15 protein-coding genes are annotated in these 15,757 nt (G+C 37.4%); 9 read left to right on the top strand and 6 right to left on the bottom strand.

Annotation, left to right across the window (positions count from 1 at the left end):
- Nucleotides 1–44 precede the first annotated feature (44 nt).
- Nucleotides 45–605 (top strand): DUF5366 family protein, encoded by a 561-nt coding sequence (locus tag DF281_RS01765; protein ID WP_109348520.1) that lies wholly within the window; start codon nt 45–47, stop codon nt 603–605.
- Nucleotides 606–650: 45 nt separating this feature from the next.
- Here DF281_RS01765 and DF281_RS01760 read toward each other — a convergent pair whose 3' ends face one another.
- Nucleotides 651–2,510, bottom strand: a complete 1,860-nt coding sequence (locus tag DF281_RS01760; protein ID WP_109348519.1) for a transglycosylase domain-containing protein — start codon at nt 2,508–2,510, stop codon at nt 651–653.
- A gap of 52 nt (nt 2,511–2,562) precedes the next feature.
- Nucleotides 2,563–3,783 (bottom strand): MFS transporter, encoded by a 1,221-nt coding sequence (locus tag DF281_RS01755; RefSeq protein ID WP_109348518.1) that lies wholly within the window; start codon nt 3,781–3,783, stop codon nt 2,563–2,565.
- A 169-nt stretch (nt 3,784–3,952) separates the two neighbouring features.
- Between DF281_RS01755 and DF281_RS01750 the strand changes: the two genes are divergently transcribed.
- Nucleotides 3,953–4,543, top strand: a complete 591-nt coding sequence (locus DF281_RS01750; protein WP_109348517.1) for a peptidylprolyl isomerase — start codon at nt 3,953–3,955, stop codon at nt 4,541–4,543.
- Between the two features lie 14 nt (nt 4,544–4,557).
- Nucleotides 4,558–4,773 carry a hypothetical protein gene (locus tag DF281_RS01745; protein ID WP_109348516.1) on the top strand — a complete coding sequence of 72 codons (216 nt, stop codon included), beginning with the start codon at nt 4,558–4,560 and terminating at the stop codon, nt 4,771–4,773.
- A gap of 94 nt (nt 4,774–4,867) precedes the next feature.
- Here DF281_RS01745 and DF281_RS01740 read toward each other — a convergent pair whose 3' ends face one another.
- Nucleotides 4,868–6,040: a MalY/PatB family protein gene (locus DF281_RS01740; protein WP_109348515.1), complete on the bottom strand. Its 1,173-nt coding sequence runs from the start codon at nt 6,038–6,040 to the stop codon at nt 4,868–4,870.
- A 139-nt stretch (nt 6,041–6,179) separates the two neighbouring features.
- On the opposite strand from DF281_RS01740, the gene DF281_RS01735 reads away from it, so the two are divergent.
- Nucleotides 6,180–6,449, top strand: a complete 270-nt coding sequence (locus DF281_RS01735; RefSeq protein ID WP_232025912.1) for a DUF1871 family protein — start codon at nt 6,180–6,182, stop codon at nt 6,447–6,449.
- A 138-nt stretch (nt 6,450–6,587) separates the two neighbouring features.
- Here DF281_RS01735 and DF281_RS01730 read toward each other — a convergent pair whose 3' ends face one another.
- On the bottom strand, nt 6,588–6,800 hold the full coding sequence (locus DF281_RS01730; RefSeq protein WP_307725162.1) for a helix-turn-helix domain-containing protein: 213 nt from the start codon (nt 6,798–6,800) through the stop codon (nt 6,588–6,590).
- A gap of 92 nt (nt 6,801–6,892) precedes the next feature.
- Nucleotides 6,893–8,221, bottom strand: a complete 1,329-nt coding sequence (locus DF281_RS01725) for a sodium-dependent transporter (protein ID WP_109348514.1) — start codon at nt 8,219–8,221, stop codon at nt 6,893–6,895.
- Nucleotides 8,222–8,433: 212 nt separating this feature from the next.
- Between DF281_RS01725 and yugI the strand changes: the two genes are divergently transcribed.
- Nucleotides 8,434–8,808: a S1 domain-containing post-transcriptional regulator GSP13 gene (gene yugI / locus DF281_RS01720; protein WP_109348513.1), complete on the top strand. Its 375-nt coding sequence runs from the start codon at nt 8,434–8,436 to the stop codon at nt 8,806–8,808.
- 23 nt (nt 8,809–8,831) lie between these two features.
- On the opposite strand, the gene DF281_RS01715 is transcribed toward yugI, so the two are convergent.
- A complete protein-coding gene (locus DF281_RS01715) occupies nt 8,832–10,163 on the bottom strand; it encodes a sigma 54-interacting transcriptional regulator (protein ID WP_109348512.1) in 1,332 nt (443 codons plus the stop codon).
- 142 nt (nt 10,164–10,305) lie between these two features.
- On the opposite strand from DF281_RS01715, the gene pruA reads away from it, so the two are divergent.
- From pruA to DF281_RS01695, 4 genes are all read left to right on the top strand, one after another.
- Entirely contained in the window at nt 10,306–11,850 is a 1,545-nt protein-coding gene (gene pruA, locus DF281_RS01710) for an L-glutamate gamma-semialdehyde dehydrogenase (protein ID WP_109348511.1), read from the top strand.
- A gap of 100 nt (nt 11,851–11,950) precedes the next feature.
- The gene (locus DF281_RS01705) at nt 11,951–13,144 is read left to right on the top strand and encodes an ornithine--oxo-acid transaminase (protein ID WP_109348510.1); all 1,194 of its coding nucleotides are present in this window, start codon (nt 11,951–11,953) and stop codon (nt 13,142–13,144) included.
- 117 nt (nt 13,145–13,261) lie between these two features.
- Nucleotides 13,262–14,506 (top strand): Glu/Leu/Phe/Val family dehydrogenase, encoded by a 1,245-nt coding sequence (locus tag DF281_RS01700; protein ID WP_109348509.1) that lies wholly within the window; start codon nt 13,262–13,264, stop codon nt 14,504–14,506.
- Between the two features lie 348 nt (nt 14,507–14,854).
- Nucleotides 14,855–15,757: ISL3 family transposase (locus DF281_RS01695; protein ID WP_109348508.1), on the top strand; the 903-nt coding region annotated here is incomplete at its 3' end.

The following is a 15,757-nucleotide window of genomic DNA, read 5'->3' as shown; positions in this document are numbered from 1 at the left end:
AAGAAACAGAGTAAAAAAATCATAAAATCGAGGTAAAAAAATTTATGAAAAATCCGTACATATATGGTTATTTGCCATTAATCACAATAATCCTCTTTAGTTTAACTTTCGGATTATACTCCGTAACGGAATGTGTCATTCTCTTTAAAAAGATTGGTGTATATGGTGGCGTAAGAGAATTTATGTCTGAAATCCAACTGAGAATTCTACTATTAATCATAATTGCCACAGTTTACTTTATGATTTTCTCAGCATTAAAACTGATTGGGGAGACAATCCACGAAATGGGGATGCTGTTCTTTTCAAAAGATGTGGATGGCAAAGGGATGCTAGCATTACGTGGCGGGAATGTTATTTTCTTCTTCGGTGCTTTAATCTCAGCAATCGGCATTTCAAATATTTATATACTGCTAGCCGTTTTTGTCACGACGATCTTCATTTATTTTGTCTATATAATTTACAAAATAAGTGTACATGTATCATTTGGCGCATCAGTAGGCGTTATGCTTTTCGAAATTGTCATGTGGGCAATCATCTTCACATTGATCATCTACGCTTTCTTTAAATTGTATAATGGCATTGTTTCAAGTTTACCGTTCAATTAAATATGAAGAAAGGCATCATAGCTTACGAAACTATGATGCCTTTTCTTATTCCCTTTTTACCATTAAATTAAATAATCGGTGATGGATTTTTTCTTTTTCAAGTGATTCCATCGCAACGGGGCGATCGTAACCGAGCCATACAGCACTCGTGTATTCCGAAGTTAGCCCTGTCATCCAATAATCTTTAAAGTCATTGGTCGTACCAGTTTTCGCACCAACATATTCACTTGAAGCAGTAACACCACTTGCTGTGCCTGAATCTACAGTTTCAGCCATCATCTGACGAATTGCAGAAACTGTTGAAGGAGACCAAACTTGTTTAGAATCATCTGGCCATTCATACAATGTTTGGCCATTGCGCATTTTGACAGAACGAATGGCATGAGAACGTTCATAATTCCCGTTAATAAAAGAAGTATAAGCATCTGCCATTTGAACGGTTGAAACACCATCTTTAAAACCACCAAGTGCAGCAGTATAATAATGATCTTTCATAGTTTCTCGGTCAAAAGTGAATGGTTTCAAGTAGTCGAAAGCTTTCTTCATCCCTACATGATCAAACATTCTGAGCGCTGCAGTGTTGTAAGAATTTTTGAATGCATTTTCTAAAGTAACAGTACCAACTTGTTGATTGCCGTAGTTTCTTGGGCAGTAATCACCTTTACAAAATTCGGAAGCATCAATTGGTGAATCTGGATTTGCACGGAATATTTCTAAATAAGGAGCATAATCAAGCAATGGTTTGATTGCAGAACCAGGTTGACGTTTCGCTTGATAAGAACGGTTAAAATCAAATTTCCGATAATCTTCGCCTGCATATACAGCGATAATTTCTCGCGACTGGTTATTAATAACTGTCGCACCTGCTTGTAATTTACCACGACCATTTAGAATGCGGTTTGCATCTTTCCTTACTTGATCTTGCTTACTGCGATCCAAGGCAGTTTGAATAATTACGCCTTTATTAATGACTTCATTTACTCGTTTTGTAAGAGCTTTATTCACTTTCGCAAATTCAGTACCTGTTTTTGCTTGTGCAAATTGAGCATGATAGCCATCTACTTCTGAAATTAAGCTTCTTAGTTCACTCATGACATACGTGCTATAAGCAGGGAAACTTTGCTTTTTCTTTTTAATGCTTATAGAAATAGGCTCTTTTTTCATTTTAGAGGCAGCAACTTCAGTCAAATCGCCTTTTTCGACCATTTTATCAAGTAGTCTTTCTTGTCTTTTTTTTGTAGAATCAAAATGACGAAGCGGATCGTAAAGGCTTGGGTTATTTGGAATACCAGCGATGAAGGTCATTTCTGCTTTCGAAAGGTTTTGAAGAGGGCGATCAAAGTAATACGTTGCTGCTCCTCCAATTCCATATACACCATTTGCAAAATACATTTCATTTAAATAATCATTTAATATTTCATCTTTTGTTTCTGTTTGTTCAAGTTCATATGAATAGAAGATTTCTAACATTTTTCTTTCATAGGTTTTTTCCTGTGATAAATACCTCATACGCACTAATTGCTGTGTGATTGTACTACCACCTTGTGCCGAACTCCCTTCAGCTCTATTTGCCATAAATGCTCGCGCAATTGCAGACAAGTCAAAGCCAATATGGTCATAAAAACCAGCATCCTCGGAGTTAATAAATACTTGTTGAACGAATGTAGGAATATTTCCTAACTTTTGTGGTTCGCGCCATTCAGTATATTCTTCTGAGAAGGTTTTCCCTTCTTCATCTTTTAAAATCGTAGGATTCACTGATTGATGTTCAGTTAATTGGACTGATTCAGAAAATTGTTTACTAAATGTTTGTGCCGAACTCAATTCAACGCCAATTTTATTAAATAAAAATACAAGGAGAGGAAGACTACTAATGATCAATAATATCCCAAAAGCCTTTCTCACTTTCTGTCCTCCTAATCATTTCTTTTTTACTATGTTAGCATAAATTTGTCTATTACGAACGACCTTTTATTATATCGTCCAAATCGACAGAAGGTTTCTTTTTTATAAAGTATAAAATAATAAAAGCGATTAAGAAGAGTGCTGCAGTTGAATAGAAAACAGCTGAAATCGAGAATAGACCACTCACGAAACCACCGAGCAATGGACCGAAAATATTACCGAAGAAGCGGAAACTCGTATTATAGCCCATCACTTCACCTTGTATTGAAATAGGTGCTTCACGACGAATGAGTGCAGTTGTCGTTGGGATAAGTCCGCCTAGAACGGTTCCGTAGATTAATCTTAAAAGAATTAATTGCCAAAGCGATGTTACCCAAGCTTGAGGAATCATAAAGATTACGGCAAATCCAAGTAATATGAAGAGTACTTTTTCATAACCGATATGGTCACCGAGACGCCCCCAGAATCTAGAAAATAGAATATTCCCAAGACCTGCGGCACTAAATGTTAATCCTGCTAAAAATGTTACTTGCATGGGATCACTAATTAAGTCCGATACATATAAGGAAAGTAGTGGTTGAATGGAGAAGTTCCCGATTTGAATAAGGGAAGTAATAAGCATGACATTAAATAGAAGCGGGTGTTTGATAATGCCGACTAAGACATCTTTTCTTGAGTAAATTTGTGCAGCTTTTTTCTTCACGGTTTTCACTTCAGTCACGCCGATTAAAATAATCAGACCGGAGATGAATACAGTGACAGCTGTAATGATGAATGTATATTGGAAACCGAATGAATCGGCAAGAAGACCACCGACAATCGGTCCGAATAAAGTACCTGATACACTACCCATTTGCAATGTACCAAGTGTTTTACCTGCTTCTTTTTTATCGGTTTGCGCGCTAATGAATGCAAGTGAAGTTGGGATGAATCCAGTAACGACACCCATCAACAGGCGTAAAAAGAAGAATTGCCAAACGTTTTCTACATAGCCCATTAATAAAATACTAAGTGCTAATCCAGTTGCGTTGATGACAAGGATCGGCTTATAGCCATATTTATCGGCTATTCTTCCCCAGATTGGTGACATAAGGAATGCCGTAATAAAAGTTGCACCAAAAATGATTCCAGCCCATTTTTGTACATAGCTTTCAGAAAAATCGCCCATCGTTTCAATATATAATGAGAGGAAGGGCATAATCATCGTCATTGTACCAGCGACTAGTAAATTACAGATCCATATGATGATAAAATTTTGTTTTTGCCGTTGCATAAAATCACGTTCTTTCTGTTGTTAGTAAAGGTTCTTTCTAAAATGTAGCGCTTATCAATGTTTCTTCGCTCTATTTGTGATAAACTATGACGGTATAATACGGAATTATTACTATTAAAATTCCCTGTTGATTCAAGCATAAACTTATAGAAAAGAAGGAGAGACTATTATGTTTCCACAATTAAATTCAGAAGTACAAGCAAATGAAGTATTAGTAGAAATGAACACTACTATGGGTACAATCTCTATTAAATTATTCCCAGAACTAGCTCCAAAAACTGTTGAGAACTTCTTAACACATTCTAAAAACGGTTATTACGATGGCATCATCTTCCACCGTATCATCAAAGATTTCATGATCCAAGGTGGAGATCCAACTGGTACTGGTATGGGCGGCGAATCAATCTACGGTGCTACTTTCGAAGATGAATTCAACCCAGAATTAATGAACTTACGCGGTGCTTTATCAATGGCAAACGCTGGTCCAGGAACTAACGGTTCTCAATTCTTCATCGTTCAAGCTTCAAACGTGCCTGCAAACATGTTAAAACAAATGAAAGATTACGATTACCCAGAGCAAGTTGTTAATGCTTACGCTGAACAAGGTGGTACTCCATGGTTAGACGGAAAACACACTGTATTCGGTCAAGTAGTTAATGGTATGGACGTAATTGATGCTATGGCTGACGTTGCTAAAAACGGTCAAGATAAACCATTAGAAGAAATTTCAATTACAAACATTACAGTAGTAGAAAAATAATATAGAGGGAGGGAATGTCAGTGAATCTGTGGGTGCTCAATCTATTTTTATATTTTCCCGAGAACAAGCTAGAATATATTCCAGCTGTGATCGAGTTAATCATAGCAATTGCACTGTGTACTTTAGTATTTAAGCTGTTCCGTCGCTCTGCTCGAAACCAACAAGCAAAAGCGTTAGAACTTGAAAAGCAAATATTAGAAGCGAACAAGCAAGATCAACTTAGACATTAATTCAAACTCTATACAAAAAGGCATTCGAAAAGCTCGACACATTTAGTTGTGTTGTCGCTTAGGCGAATGCCTCTTTTTGTATGACTACATATGCTTAAGCGAAAGCTTTAATGAAGCGAGATACAGCTTCTTTTAAAGTGTCAGATGTGCAAGCGATATTCATTCGAAGGAATCCTTCAAAAGCTTGTCCATATTTCGTCCCTGGGTCAAGTGCAACCCCAGCATCTAATAGTTTTTGCATGATTTCTTTTTCAGAAAAGCCAGTTTCTCGAATATCAACCCATAATAGATAAGTGGCATCTGGGCGGTTGATTTTCACTGAAGGTACTGCTTTCGAAATCGTGTCGATTGTATAGTCGATATTTTTATTTAAATATTGAATTAAATCATGGAGCCATTTTTCAGCTTCTTCAGAGAATGCTGCTTCAACAGCTGCAATTGCAAAGACATTTAAGCCCATTTGACCATGGCTTGCAATGGCATTTTGCATTTCTAAACGTTTATGCGAATCACAACTAATCACCATCGCTGCTTGAATTCCTGCAATGTTGAATGTTTTCGTTGGCGCAAAGCAAGTAACGATATTTTCAGGGTGAGCTGAAACTTTGGCAAGAGGAATATGTTTGCTGCCATTTAACATTAAGTCGCTATGAATTTCATCTGAAACAACGATTACATTATTGGCGAAGCATAGTTCATCTATTTTACGTAAAGTATCTTCATCCCAAGCGACACCAGCAGGATTATGTGGGTGACAAAGGATAAACATTGTCACTTCAGGTTTTTTCACTTGTTCCTCAAAGTTATTAAAATCAAATGAATAGCGTCCACGATCTTCAAGAAGTGGTGAGTAAACGACTTCTCTACCAAGTTTAGCAGGAATCATGAAGAATGGGGGATAGACAGGTGAGTTCACTAAAATAGAATCGCTCGGAGCAGTTAATGCTTCAACAGCAGTAGCGATTGCTGGAACAACACCTTGATGATAAATAATTTGGTCACTTGTAATCGTCCAGTTATGGCGGCGTTCAAGCCAGTTGACGATTGAATCTGCACAAGGATCTACTTCGTAAGAATATCCGAAAATTGGTTTTTCGAGTCTTTTTGAAATGGCTTCTGTAATGATTTGAGGTGCAGCAAAATCCATATCAGCAATCCACATTGGAATGATATTTTCTGCGTTTGGAATGTTGTAGATTTTCTCCATGAAATCCCATTTAATAGAACCAGTGTTTTTACGAGAAAGCTGTTGATCAAAGTTATTCATAATAATCCCTCTTTTCAAATGTATGTATAAAATTAATAATCTTTCGAGAAAAAAATGAGTTTAGATACGTAACTTTTGCTTTTCACCTAGCATATGATATGATGTTTTTTATCAAATAGAATAACAATAGGTGAATGATATGCAATTAATGAGTCAATCAGAGCTTGTAAAAAGAGTTCAATACATTTTAGTACAGTGGAATCCACTGGAATCGAAGGCCCATACTTACATAAAAGAATCTGCGGAAGTAGAAGCGATTCTACAGAATATTGATGATCCGTCAGAACTAGGGAAGCAAATCCAAGTGATTTATGAAAAATCATTTAATCAGTGGGTTCCTTTTGAAAAATGCGTCGAGATTTCATACAAGCTGCTCGCATTAAAGTTCACTGCAAAAAGTGTCATTTAACTTATTTCTTTCGTGTGTCGAACTAAATACAGTGTAGCATTTTTCGAGTGAATTTGGTAGCAAATAGCAACATAAAAGAGCCACTCTGAGTTAGCAACTTCTCTAAGTAAGAAGTGTTCATTCAGAATGACTCTTTTTTTATGCCTGAATACCATCAACTAAGTTGGAAACAGGTATTTCTAATGCATTTGATAGTCGCAGCATTTGTTCTTCGTTTGGAAGCTCAGTCCCATTTTCAAAACGTGCTAATCGCTCAGCACCAATTCTTGTTTTAAGGGAAAGTTCTTCTAACGATAAACCCTTTTCTGCTCGAATAAATTTCAATTGAGTGGATAGTTTTTCTTGCATCATATCGAATCACTCCTTCATCACTTGAATTGTTTTCCATATTATAACATACGGATTTGTATCAAAAAAACAATAAATGTGACAGTTTTCGAAGTTTAGTTTCGGAAGCCTTGAATAAAGACGATGATGATTGCGATTGGCGCAACGTAACGAACTAATATACGCCAAATATTGAAAATCCAAGGTTTAACCGGAAGTTCCTCCATTTGCTCTGCGCGTTTTAATTGATACCCTGCGAAGATTGCTACAAGTAACGCACCGATTGGCATACCGATTGAACTTGTAACGAAATCAGCGAAATCGAAAATTGATCGACCGAAGATTTTAACATCCGATAGAATACCGAATGATAATGCACTTGGAATACCAATGATGAAAATACCGATACCACAAATCCATGCGAATTTCTTACGTTGGTTGTATTTATCGCCCATTGCCGTAGCAACAACAATTTCTAACATCGCAATTGCTGAAGTGATTGTAGCAAACAGCAATAGAATGAAGAAGAAGATGACGAAAATAGAGCCGAACGGAATTTGTTGGAACACTGCTGGGATAATGATGAACACTAGTCCAGGCCCTTGATTAGGTGTGAACCCTAAAGCGAATACTGCTGGGAAGATGACCAAACCAGCTAAGATTGAAATTCCGATATTCATCCAAGCAACATTCAGTGCGGAAGAACCAAGATTTACTTCTTTTTTCAAATAAGAGGCATAAGTTAACATTGCTGCTACACCAACACTCAGTGAGAAGAATGCTTGACCAAGTGCCAGCAAGAATGTTTTCCCTGTTAAGTAAGACCAATCAGGTACAAACATGAATTTTACGCCGTCCATAGCGCCATCTAATGTTAATGAACGAATCGCTAGAATGACGAAGAAGATGAATAGTAAAGGCATCATCCATTTACTCGCTTTTTCAACACCATTTTGAATCCCGCTTGAAATGATTAAAATAATGATTAAAAGGAAAGCGCCTTGAGCGATGATGACTTCCCAAGTGTTCATTGTTAAGTCTGTGAATAGATTTGCGAAAAAGTCTTTCTCATTACTTGAGAGTCTAAATGATACCGAGCGGATTAAATAACTTAAAATCCATCCACCGACAACACTATAGAAAGAAAGAATAATTGCGGAGAAGATAAAGCCCATCCACCCAGTTAAAAACCAGGGCTTACCTGGAGCTTGTTTTTTAAATGAAGTAACGGCATCGCTTTTACCACGACGTCCGATCATGAATTCTGCTACCAATATAGGTAATCCGATAACTAAAGTACATAATATAAATAATAAGATAAATACACTACCACCGTTAGTACCAGCCATATATGGGAACTTCCAAATTGCGCCTAAACCGATTGCACTTCCAGCAGCGGCAAGGATGAATCCAATTTTAGAAGCAAACTGATCCCTATTTGACACTTTTTATATCCTCCTTTAAAAATGCGATTGCTTAATTTTACAACAATATTCTGAAAAAATCATGCTAATATTATAAATAGTAATATTATTTAAGTCGTTTTACGTAAGATTTCCAATATGTGATTCTTTGCCCACTATTTGTCGCTATGCTATAATTCAAAGTGAAAATATACGAAATATAAAATTGAATAGTAAGAAAGTGGGATGGCGAGATGTCAAACAAATACAAAGTAGGAGATGTGGTAACTGGAAAAGTTACGGGGATTCAACCATACGGTGCATTTGTTTCTCTCGATGAACAAACACAGGGGTTAGTCCATATATCAGAAATTACGTATGGTTTCGTAAAGAGTATTTCCGAATTCATAAGTGTTGGTGATACAGTAACTGTTCAGGTGCTAGAAGTAGAAGACCCAAACAAAAAAATCAGTCTTTCTATTCGCGCACTTCGCGAAAAACCACAGCGCAAAAAAGAATTATCGCCTAGAAAATCACTTCAAAATCGTGTGAATGAACAGGATGCAGTAGGTTTTAATTCTTTAAAAGAAAAGTTAAATCAATGGATTGAAGAGTCCGGCATTAAATAATTTTCAAATAAAAAGACTACAGTTTAATCAACTGTAGTCTTTTTTGTGCTTTTCATTTTACGAATTCGATACTGAAGGTTTTGTCTACTCATCCCAAGTGCCTCAGCTGCTTTCGTAATATTTTGCCCGTATTTATCCAGTACTTTATTCAAATAATATGTTTCTGCTTCTCTTAAATACGTATCGAGAGGCATTAACTCTTGTTCAGCTTGGATGACGAAATCTTCAGCATGTAAAGGCGTTGTATCTCGGTATTCCTGAACCTTCAACTTGAAATGATGCGGTAGAATATCATACGTAATATATTCTTCGTTCGTCATCATCGTCCCCATCTCATCTAAAAGCACTTCTAGTTCTTTCAAATTACCAGGCCAATCATAATGCATGAATAATTGTTCTACTTCATTCGTAATCCCTTTAATCTGACTACCGAAAAATCTACGGTAGCGACTTAAGTAATCTTGTACAAATGGAAGTAGGTCGCTCAATCGCTCTTTCAATGGCGGAATTGTAATCGACATTGCGGCAAAGTAATAGTAAAGATCCTTCAACACTAAATTCTCAGCGATTAAATCGATTGGATCATTCCCAACACTCGCAATGAATAGATGTTCCGTACCATATTGTTCGAGTATTTCTAAAAGTTTTTCTTGTTGTTCTAATGAAAGATATTCGATTCGTTCACAAAAAACGGTACTAGCTGGTAAGTCGATTAATTGTTCCGCAAGTTTATCGATGACATTGCCATCAGAACGGTTGCAGTAAACAGTAATGAATTGTTCAGAAATAGGGTCTGTTGCATTATGAATTCCTTCCGCAACTAAATCCTTCCCAGTACCAGATTCTCCTATTAGAAGAACAGGTAATTTAGCAATCGCAGCTTTTTTAGCGATTTGAATAACTCTTTTCATCTCATTTGAGACAGCAGTAATCACTTCAAATGTAATAGGCTCACCGTAACGTTGTAGCGGTTGATTAACAAGTTTTTCTAATGTAGTTATATCACGCGAAAATTCGATAGCCCCTAAAATCTGTCCATCTTTCATGACGGGGTATGTATCATTAATTGTTGTGATTTCTTGACCATTTTGATTCCAGTAAGTCTGTTTCACATTAATTACGGATTGGCCAGATTGTAGAACTTGCAGCAATGTTGATTCATCAGCATTGTTAAAACGGAAAATATCTAAAATTGAGCGATCCGACACATCATCTAAATTAAGACCTTCGATTTTTTTCATCTTTTCGTTATAGATGATTGTCTCTCCTTGTGCATTAATCGCATGAATTCCAATTGCAGTGTTTTCTGTTAAAAACTCGTAAAACACCGTCAAATCAAGGTTTTCGTTTGTCATAGTACTCACTCCGTGAAAAAAATTTGTATGAAATGCAACTTTTTACTTGAAAAACGCAACATTCTCTTGCATTATTATAAGTGTAAACGAGACAGAAACGCAAATATTTTTTGCACTTCTGCAATTATAAGGAGGATATGAAATGATTCCGTACAAAACTGAACCATTAGCAGATTTTTCAAATGAGGAAAATCGTCAAGCATACAGAGAGGCTCTTAAAAAGGTCCAAGGCGAACTTGGTAAAGACTATCCATTAGTAATTGGTGGAGAAAAAATCTTCACAGAAGAAAAAATTACTTCTTATAATCCAGCGAAAAAAACTGAAGTAGTCGGTACTGTATCAAAAGCTTCTCAAGAATTAGCTGAGAAAGCGATGCAAGTAGCTGATGAAACTTTCAAAACTTGGAGTAAAGTAGATGCAAAAGTTCGTGCAGACATTTTATTCAAAGTAGCAGAAATTACAAAACGTCGCCGCCACGAGATGTCAGCAATGATGACAATCGAAGCTGGTAAACCATGGGTTGAGGCAGATGCAGATACAGCTGAAGCAATTGACTTCTTCGAGTATTACGCTCGCCAAATGTTATCACTTAAAGATGGCAAGCCAGTGGAATCACGTCCAGGCGAATATAATAAATTTGATTACCGCGCACTAGGGGTAGGTGTTGTAATCTCACCATGGAACTTCCCATTCGCAATCATGGCTGGTACTACAGTAGCAGCAGTTGTAACGGGTAACACAGTTCTATTAAAACCAGCTTCAACAACTCCTGTAATCGCATACAAATTCATGGAGATTCTTGAAGAAGCAGGATTACCAGCTGGCGTAGTTAACTACATTCCAGGTTCTGGTGCAGAGGTTGGGGACTACTTAGTAGACCACCCACGTACTCGCTTCGTATCATTCACAGGTTCACGTGATGTAGGTCTTCGTATTAACGAACGTGCTTCAGTTTTAAATGAAGGACAAATTTGGATCAAACGTGTAATCGCTGAAATGGGCGGTAAAGATACAATCCTAGTTGATAAAGAAGCAGATTTAGAATTAGCTGCTCAATCAATCGTGAAATCAGCATTTGGTTTCTCAGGACAAAAATGTTCAGCATGTTCACGCGCTGTCATCGTAGAAGATGTTTACGATCAAGTTGTTGAACGTGTTACAGAACTTACAAAAGCATTAACAATCGGTGATCCTACTGATCCAGATAACTTCATGGCAACAGTGATCGACGAAGCAGCATTCAAAAAAGTTACTTCTTACTTCGAAGTTGCTAAAGAAGAAGGCCGCATCGTAGCTGGTGGTACTGCAGACGATTCAGTTGGTTACTTCGTTAACCCAACAGTAGTTGTAGACGTAGCGCCAAAAGATCGCTTAATGCAAGAAGAAATCTTCGGTCCAATCGTAGCAATCGCTAAAGCGAAAGATTTCGACGAAGCTTTAGAAATCGCAAATAACACAGTATACGGTTTAACAGGTGCAATCATCTCTACTAACCGTGAACACATCGAACGCGCTCGCGAAGATTTCTTCGTAGGTAACTTATACATCAACCGTACTTGTACTGGTGCAATCGTTGGTTACCAACCATTCGGTGGATACAATATGTCAGGTACTTGCTCTAAAGCTGGTGGCCCAGACTTCTTAACATTACACATGCAACCAAAAACAGTTTCAGAAACTTTCTAAGTAAACATTCTAACTGTCCTCAATACCTCTAACATTGGGGACAGTTATTTCTTTTTAAAGAAAATAAAGCGTTTACATAAAACTTAAGGAGGCAACAACAATGACTAAATCAACTACAATTATCGAACAAACAAACTCAATCGGTGCTCAAAACTACCTACCACTACCAATCGTAATCTCAGAAGCAGAGGGCGTATGGGTAAAAGATCCAGAAGGTAACAAATACATGGATATGCTTTCAGCTTATTCTGCAGTAAACCAAGGTCACCGTCACCCGAAAATCATCCAAGCTCTTAAAGATCAAGCAGACCGCGTAACTTTAACTTCTCGTGCTTTCCACTCTGACCAATTAGGTCCTTGGTATGAAGCAGTAAGTGAATTAACAGGTAAAGAAATGGTTCTTCCAATGAATACTGGTGCAGAAGCAGTTGAGACTGCATTCAAAGCAGCTCGTCGTTGGGCTTATGATGTAAAAGGTGTTGCTGATGGTCAAGCAGAAGTAATTGCTTGTAATGGTAACTTCCACGGTCGTACGATGTTAGCAGTTTCTCTTACATCAGATGCTGAATACCGCAGAGGTTTCGGTCCATTACTTCCAGGAATCAAATTAGTAGACTACGGTAACCTTGAGCAACTTAAAGCAGCAATCACTCCAAACACTGCTGCATTCATGATCGAACCAATCCAAGGTGAAGCAGGAATCGTATTACCTCCAGCTGGTTTCCTAAAAGCTGCTCGTGAATTATGTCGCGAAAACAACGTTCTATTCATTGCTGATGAAATTCAAGCAGGTTTAGCTCGTACTGGTAAAATGTTCGCTTGTGAGTGGGAAGATGTAAACCCTGACATGTACATTTTAGGTAAAGCACTTGGTGGCGGCGTATTCCCAATCTCATGTGTAGTAGCTGATCGCGATGTTCTAGGTGTATTCAACCCAGGTTCACACGGTTCTACTTTCGGTGGTAACCCACTTGCATGTGCAGTTTCTCTAGCTTCAATCAACGTATTAAAAGACGAAAAATTAGCTGAGCGTTCTCAAGAACTAGGCGAATACTTCATGGGCGAATTACGTACAATCAACAACCCACATATTAAAGAAGTTCGTGGCCGTGGATTATTCATCGGTTTAGAATTAGATGTTGAGGCACGTCCGTACTGTGAAGAATTAATGGAATTAGGTCTTCTATGTAAAGAAACGCACGATACAGTAATCCGTTTTGCTCCACCACTAGTAATTTCAAAAGAAGAACTAGACTGGGCATTAGAGCGTATTAAACAAGTATTTACAAAATAAGACTTCAATTAAGAGATTCTTTAACGAAATTATGTTAAAATATATGCGATTCAATATGATAGAACCTTCTATCAAGGGATTTTAAACTATAAAATAGTAAAGAGGCGAAAAAATCAAATGGCAGAAAATCTAAACCTGTTCACATCTACGCAAGCTATTATCCAAAAGGCACTTCAAAAACTAGGCTATGACGAAGGTATGTATGAGTTGTTAAAAGAACCACTTCGTATGTTAGAAGTACGTATTCCAATCAAAATGGACAATGGACAAGTAAGAGTATTTACTGGTTATCGTGCACAGCACAATGATGCAGTTGGACCTACTAAAGGTGGCGTACGTTTCCACCCGAATGTATCGGAAGAAGAAGTGAAAGCTCTATCAATGTGGATGACTTTAAAAGCAGGGATTGTAGACCTACCATATGGTGGCGGTAAAGGCGGCGTAATTTGTGACCCACGTCAAATGTCGATGGGCGAACTTGAGAGATTAAGTCGTGGATATGTTCGTGCAACAAGTCAAATTGTTGGACCTACGAAAGATATTCCAGCGCCAGACGTATTTACAAATGCTCAAATCATGGCTTGGATGATGGATGAATACAGCCGTATGGATGAATTCAACTCACCAGGATTCATTACTGGTAAACCGATTGTATTAGGTGGATCAGTAGGACGTGATAAAGCAACTGCTCAAGGTGTAACAATTGTTATCGAAGAAGCAGCGAAACGTCGAAACATCGCAATTAAAGACGCAAGAATCGTAATTCAAGGATTCGGTAATGCAGGTAGCTTCTTAGCTAAATTTATGAGTGACTTAGGCGCGAAAGTAGTAGGTATCTCTGATGCATACGGCGCTCTATATGACCCAGAAGGTTTAGACATCGATTATTTATTAGATCGTAGAGATAGTTTCGGTACAGTAACTACACTATTTGAAAATACAATTTCGAATAAAGAATTGTTAGAACTTGAATGTGATATTCTTGTTCCGGCAGCAATTGAAAATCAAATTACAGCTGAAAATGCACATAAAATTCAAGCAAGCATTGTTGTTGAAGCCGCGAATGGCCCGACAACTTCTGAAGCAACGAAGATCTTAAATGATCGCGGTATTCTATTAGTACCGGATGTTTTAGCGAGTGCTGGTGGGGTTACAGTTTCTTACTTCGAGTGGGTTCAAAATAACCAAGGTTACTACTGGACTGAAGAAGAAGTGAACGAACGTCTATTGAAGAAAATGGTTGATGCATTTGATAATGTATATAATGTAGCTACTTCTCGCAATATTGATATGCGTTTAGCTGCTTACATGGTAGGTGTACGTAAAACTGCTGAGGCTTCACGCTTCCGTGGTTGGGTATAATCTCCAAATAGAAAAGGAAGAATCCGGATTATTGGATTCTTCCTTTTTTGCATTCATTTCTTTACGAAGTATACTTTTTGGGTTCTATTATATATGTTGGGGTCTTAAAACAATTCACGTTGTAACTTTCAGAAATAACGAATGCTTTCCGCCGACAAGTGCCGCACTATTTCTTTCCACTTTAGGTGGAAAGAAAGGATTGCTTCACACTTGTTTTTCGGCAGGAGTCCTCGTTATTTCTTTCAATGTTGATCTATGTGAAAAAGGCAAAAAAAAAAGCACAGTTTCACCAATTCCTTTATACTTAAAATGCTGAATAATAAGCGAAAGAAGGGTGAGCTGTGCTATATGAAGTCTATCATGAATATACCAGGATTAAAAGATGTTTTAATCACAAAAATTGAAGAAATTGAGGGAAAGTATGCCCTTTATATTGAGCTGCCTAAAGTTCCTCATACTTGCCCATCTTGCCGTTCCACTACTTCGAAAGTACATGATTATCGAATCCAAAGAATTAGCCATTTAAAATGGTTTGAAAGATTAACGGTGCTTTACTATAAACGCCGTCGCTATTCTTGTTCTTGCGGAAAACGTTTTTCAGAAAAGTCCTCTTTCATTGATCGATACCAACGCTTTTCGAAAGAATGGAATCAGGTTATTCAAATATTAGGGGTAAAATCACCTACATTCAAATCAGTTGCGGAGAAAATGGGGACATCCATATCTACTGTCATCCGCCGTTTTGATAAGGTCGCGGAAAAACAATTAACTTCAGGTGTCAAGCTACCAAAAATAATCGCACTTGATGAATATAAAGGAGATACAAACGCTGGGAAATTCCAATTAGTTATTGCCAATGCGGAAACACATGAACCAATCGATATACTGCCCAATCGTAGAAAAGATACGATTAAACAATACCTACAAAAACATGGTGATCAAGTAGAAATCGTTGTAATGGATATGAATCAAAGTTTCAAAGCAGCTGTTAAAGAAGCCTTGAATCGACCTGTCATAATTGCGGATCGATTTCATTATTGTCGTTATATCTATTGGGCTTTGGATAAGGTGCGCCGTTCTGTTCAAGGTGAATGGCATGCCTATGATCGCAAACGATTAAAAAGAATGCGTTATGTATTTTATAAAAGAGAAGCTCAATTAAATGAAAAACAATTATGGGAATTAAATCGTTATCGCTCATTATCGCCTCTTTTAAAAAGCGCACATGAATTAAAAGAAGCCTATTGTGAA

It is taken from the genome of Kurthia zopfii, assembly GCF_003143955.1.
Classification (GTDB): Bacteria; Bacillota; Bacilli; order Bacillales_A; family Planococcaceae; genus Kurthia; species Kurthia zopfii.
The sequence above is the reverse complement of the archived record's forward strand: the minus strand, read 5'-3'. Positions and strand labels throughout refer to the sequence as shown.

Coding starts and splice junctions, on each gene's coding strand:
- DF281_RS01765 (WP_109348520.1), top strand. CDS start 45: ATGAAAAATCCGTACATATATGGTTATTTGCCATTAATCACAATAATC.
- DF281_RS01755 (WP_109348518.1), bottom strand. CDS start 3,783: ATGCAACGGCAAAAACAAAATTTTATCATCATATGGATCTGTAATTTA.
- DF281_RS01750 (WP_109348517.1), top strand. CDS start 3,953: ATGTTTCCACAATTAAATTCAGAAGTACAAGCAAATGAAGTATTAGTA.
- DF281_RS01745 (WP_109348516.1), top strand. CDS start 4,558: ATGTCAGTGAATCTGTGGGTGCTCAATCTATTTTTATATTTTCCCGAG.
- DF281_RS01740 (WP_109348515.1), bottom strand. CDS start 6,040: ATGAATAACTTTGATCAACAGCTTTCTCGTAAAAACACTGGTTCTATT.
- DF281_RS01735 (WP_232025912.1), top strand. CDS start 6,180: ATGCAATTAATGAGTCAATCAGAGCTTGTAAAAAGAGTTCAATACATT.
- DF281_RS01730 (WP_307725162.1), bottom strand. CDS start 6,800: ATGATGCAAGAAAAACTATCCACTCAATTGAAATTTATTCGAGCAGAA.
- yugI (WP_109348513.1), top strand. CDS start 8,434: ATGTCAAACAAATACAAAGTAGGAGATGTGGTAACTGGAAAAGTTACG.
- DF281_RS01715 (WP_109348512.1), bottom strand. CDS start 10,163: ATGACAAACGAAAACCTTGATTTGACGGTGTTTTACGAGTTTTTAACA.
- pruA (WP_109348511.1), top strand. CDS start 10,306: ATGATTCCGTACAAAACTGAACCATTAGCAGATTTTTCAAATGAGGAA.
- DF281_RS01705 (WP_109348510.1), top strand. CDS start 11,951: ATGACTAAATCAACTACAATTATCGAACAAACAAACTCAATCGGTGCT.
- DF281_RS01700 (WP_109348509.1), top strand. CDS start 13,262: ATGGCAGAAAATCTAAACCTGTTCACATCTACGCAAGCTATTATCCAA.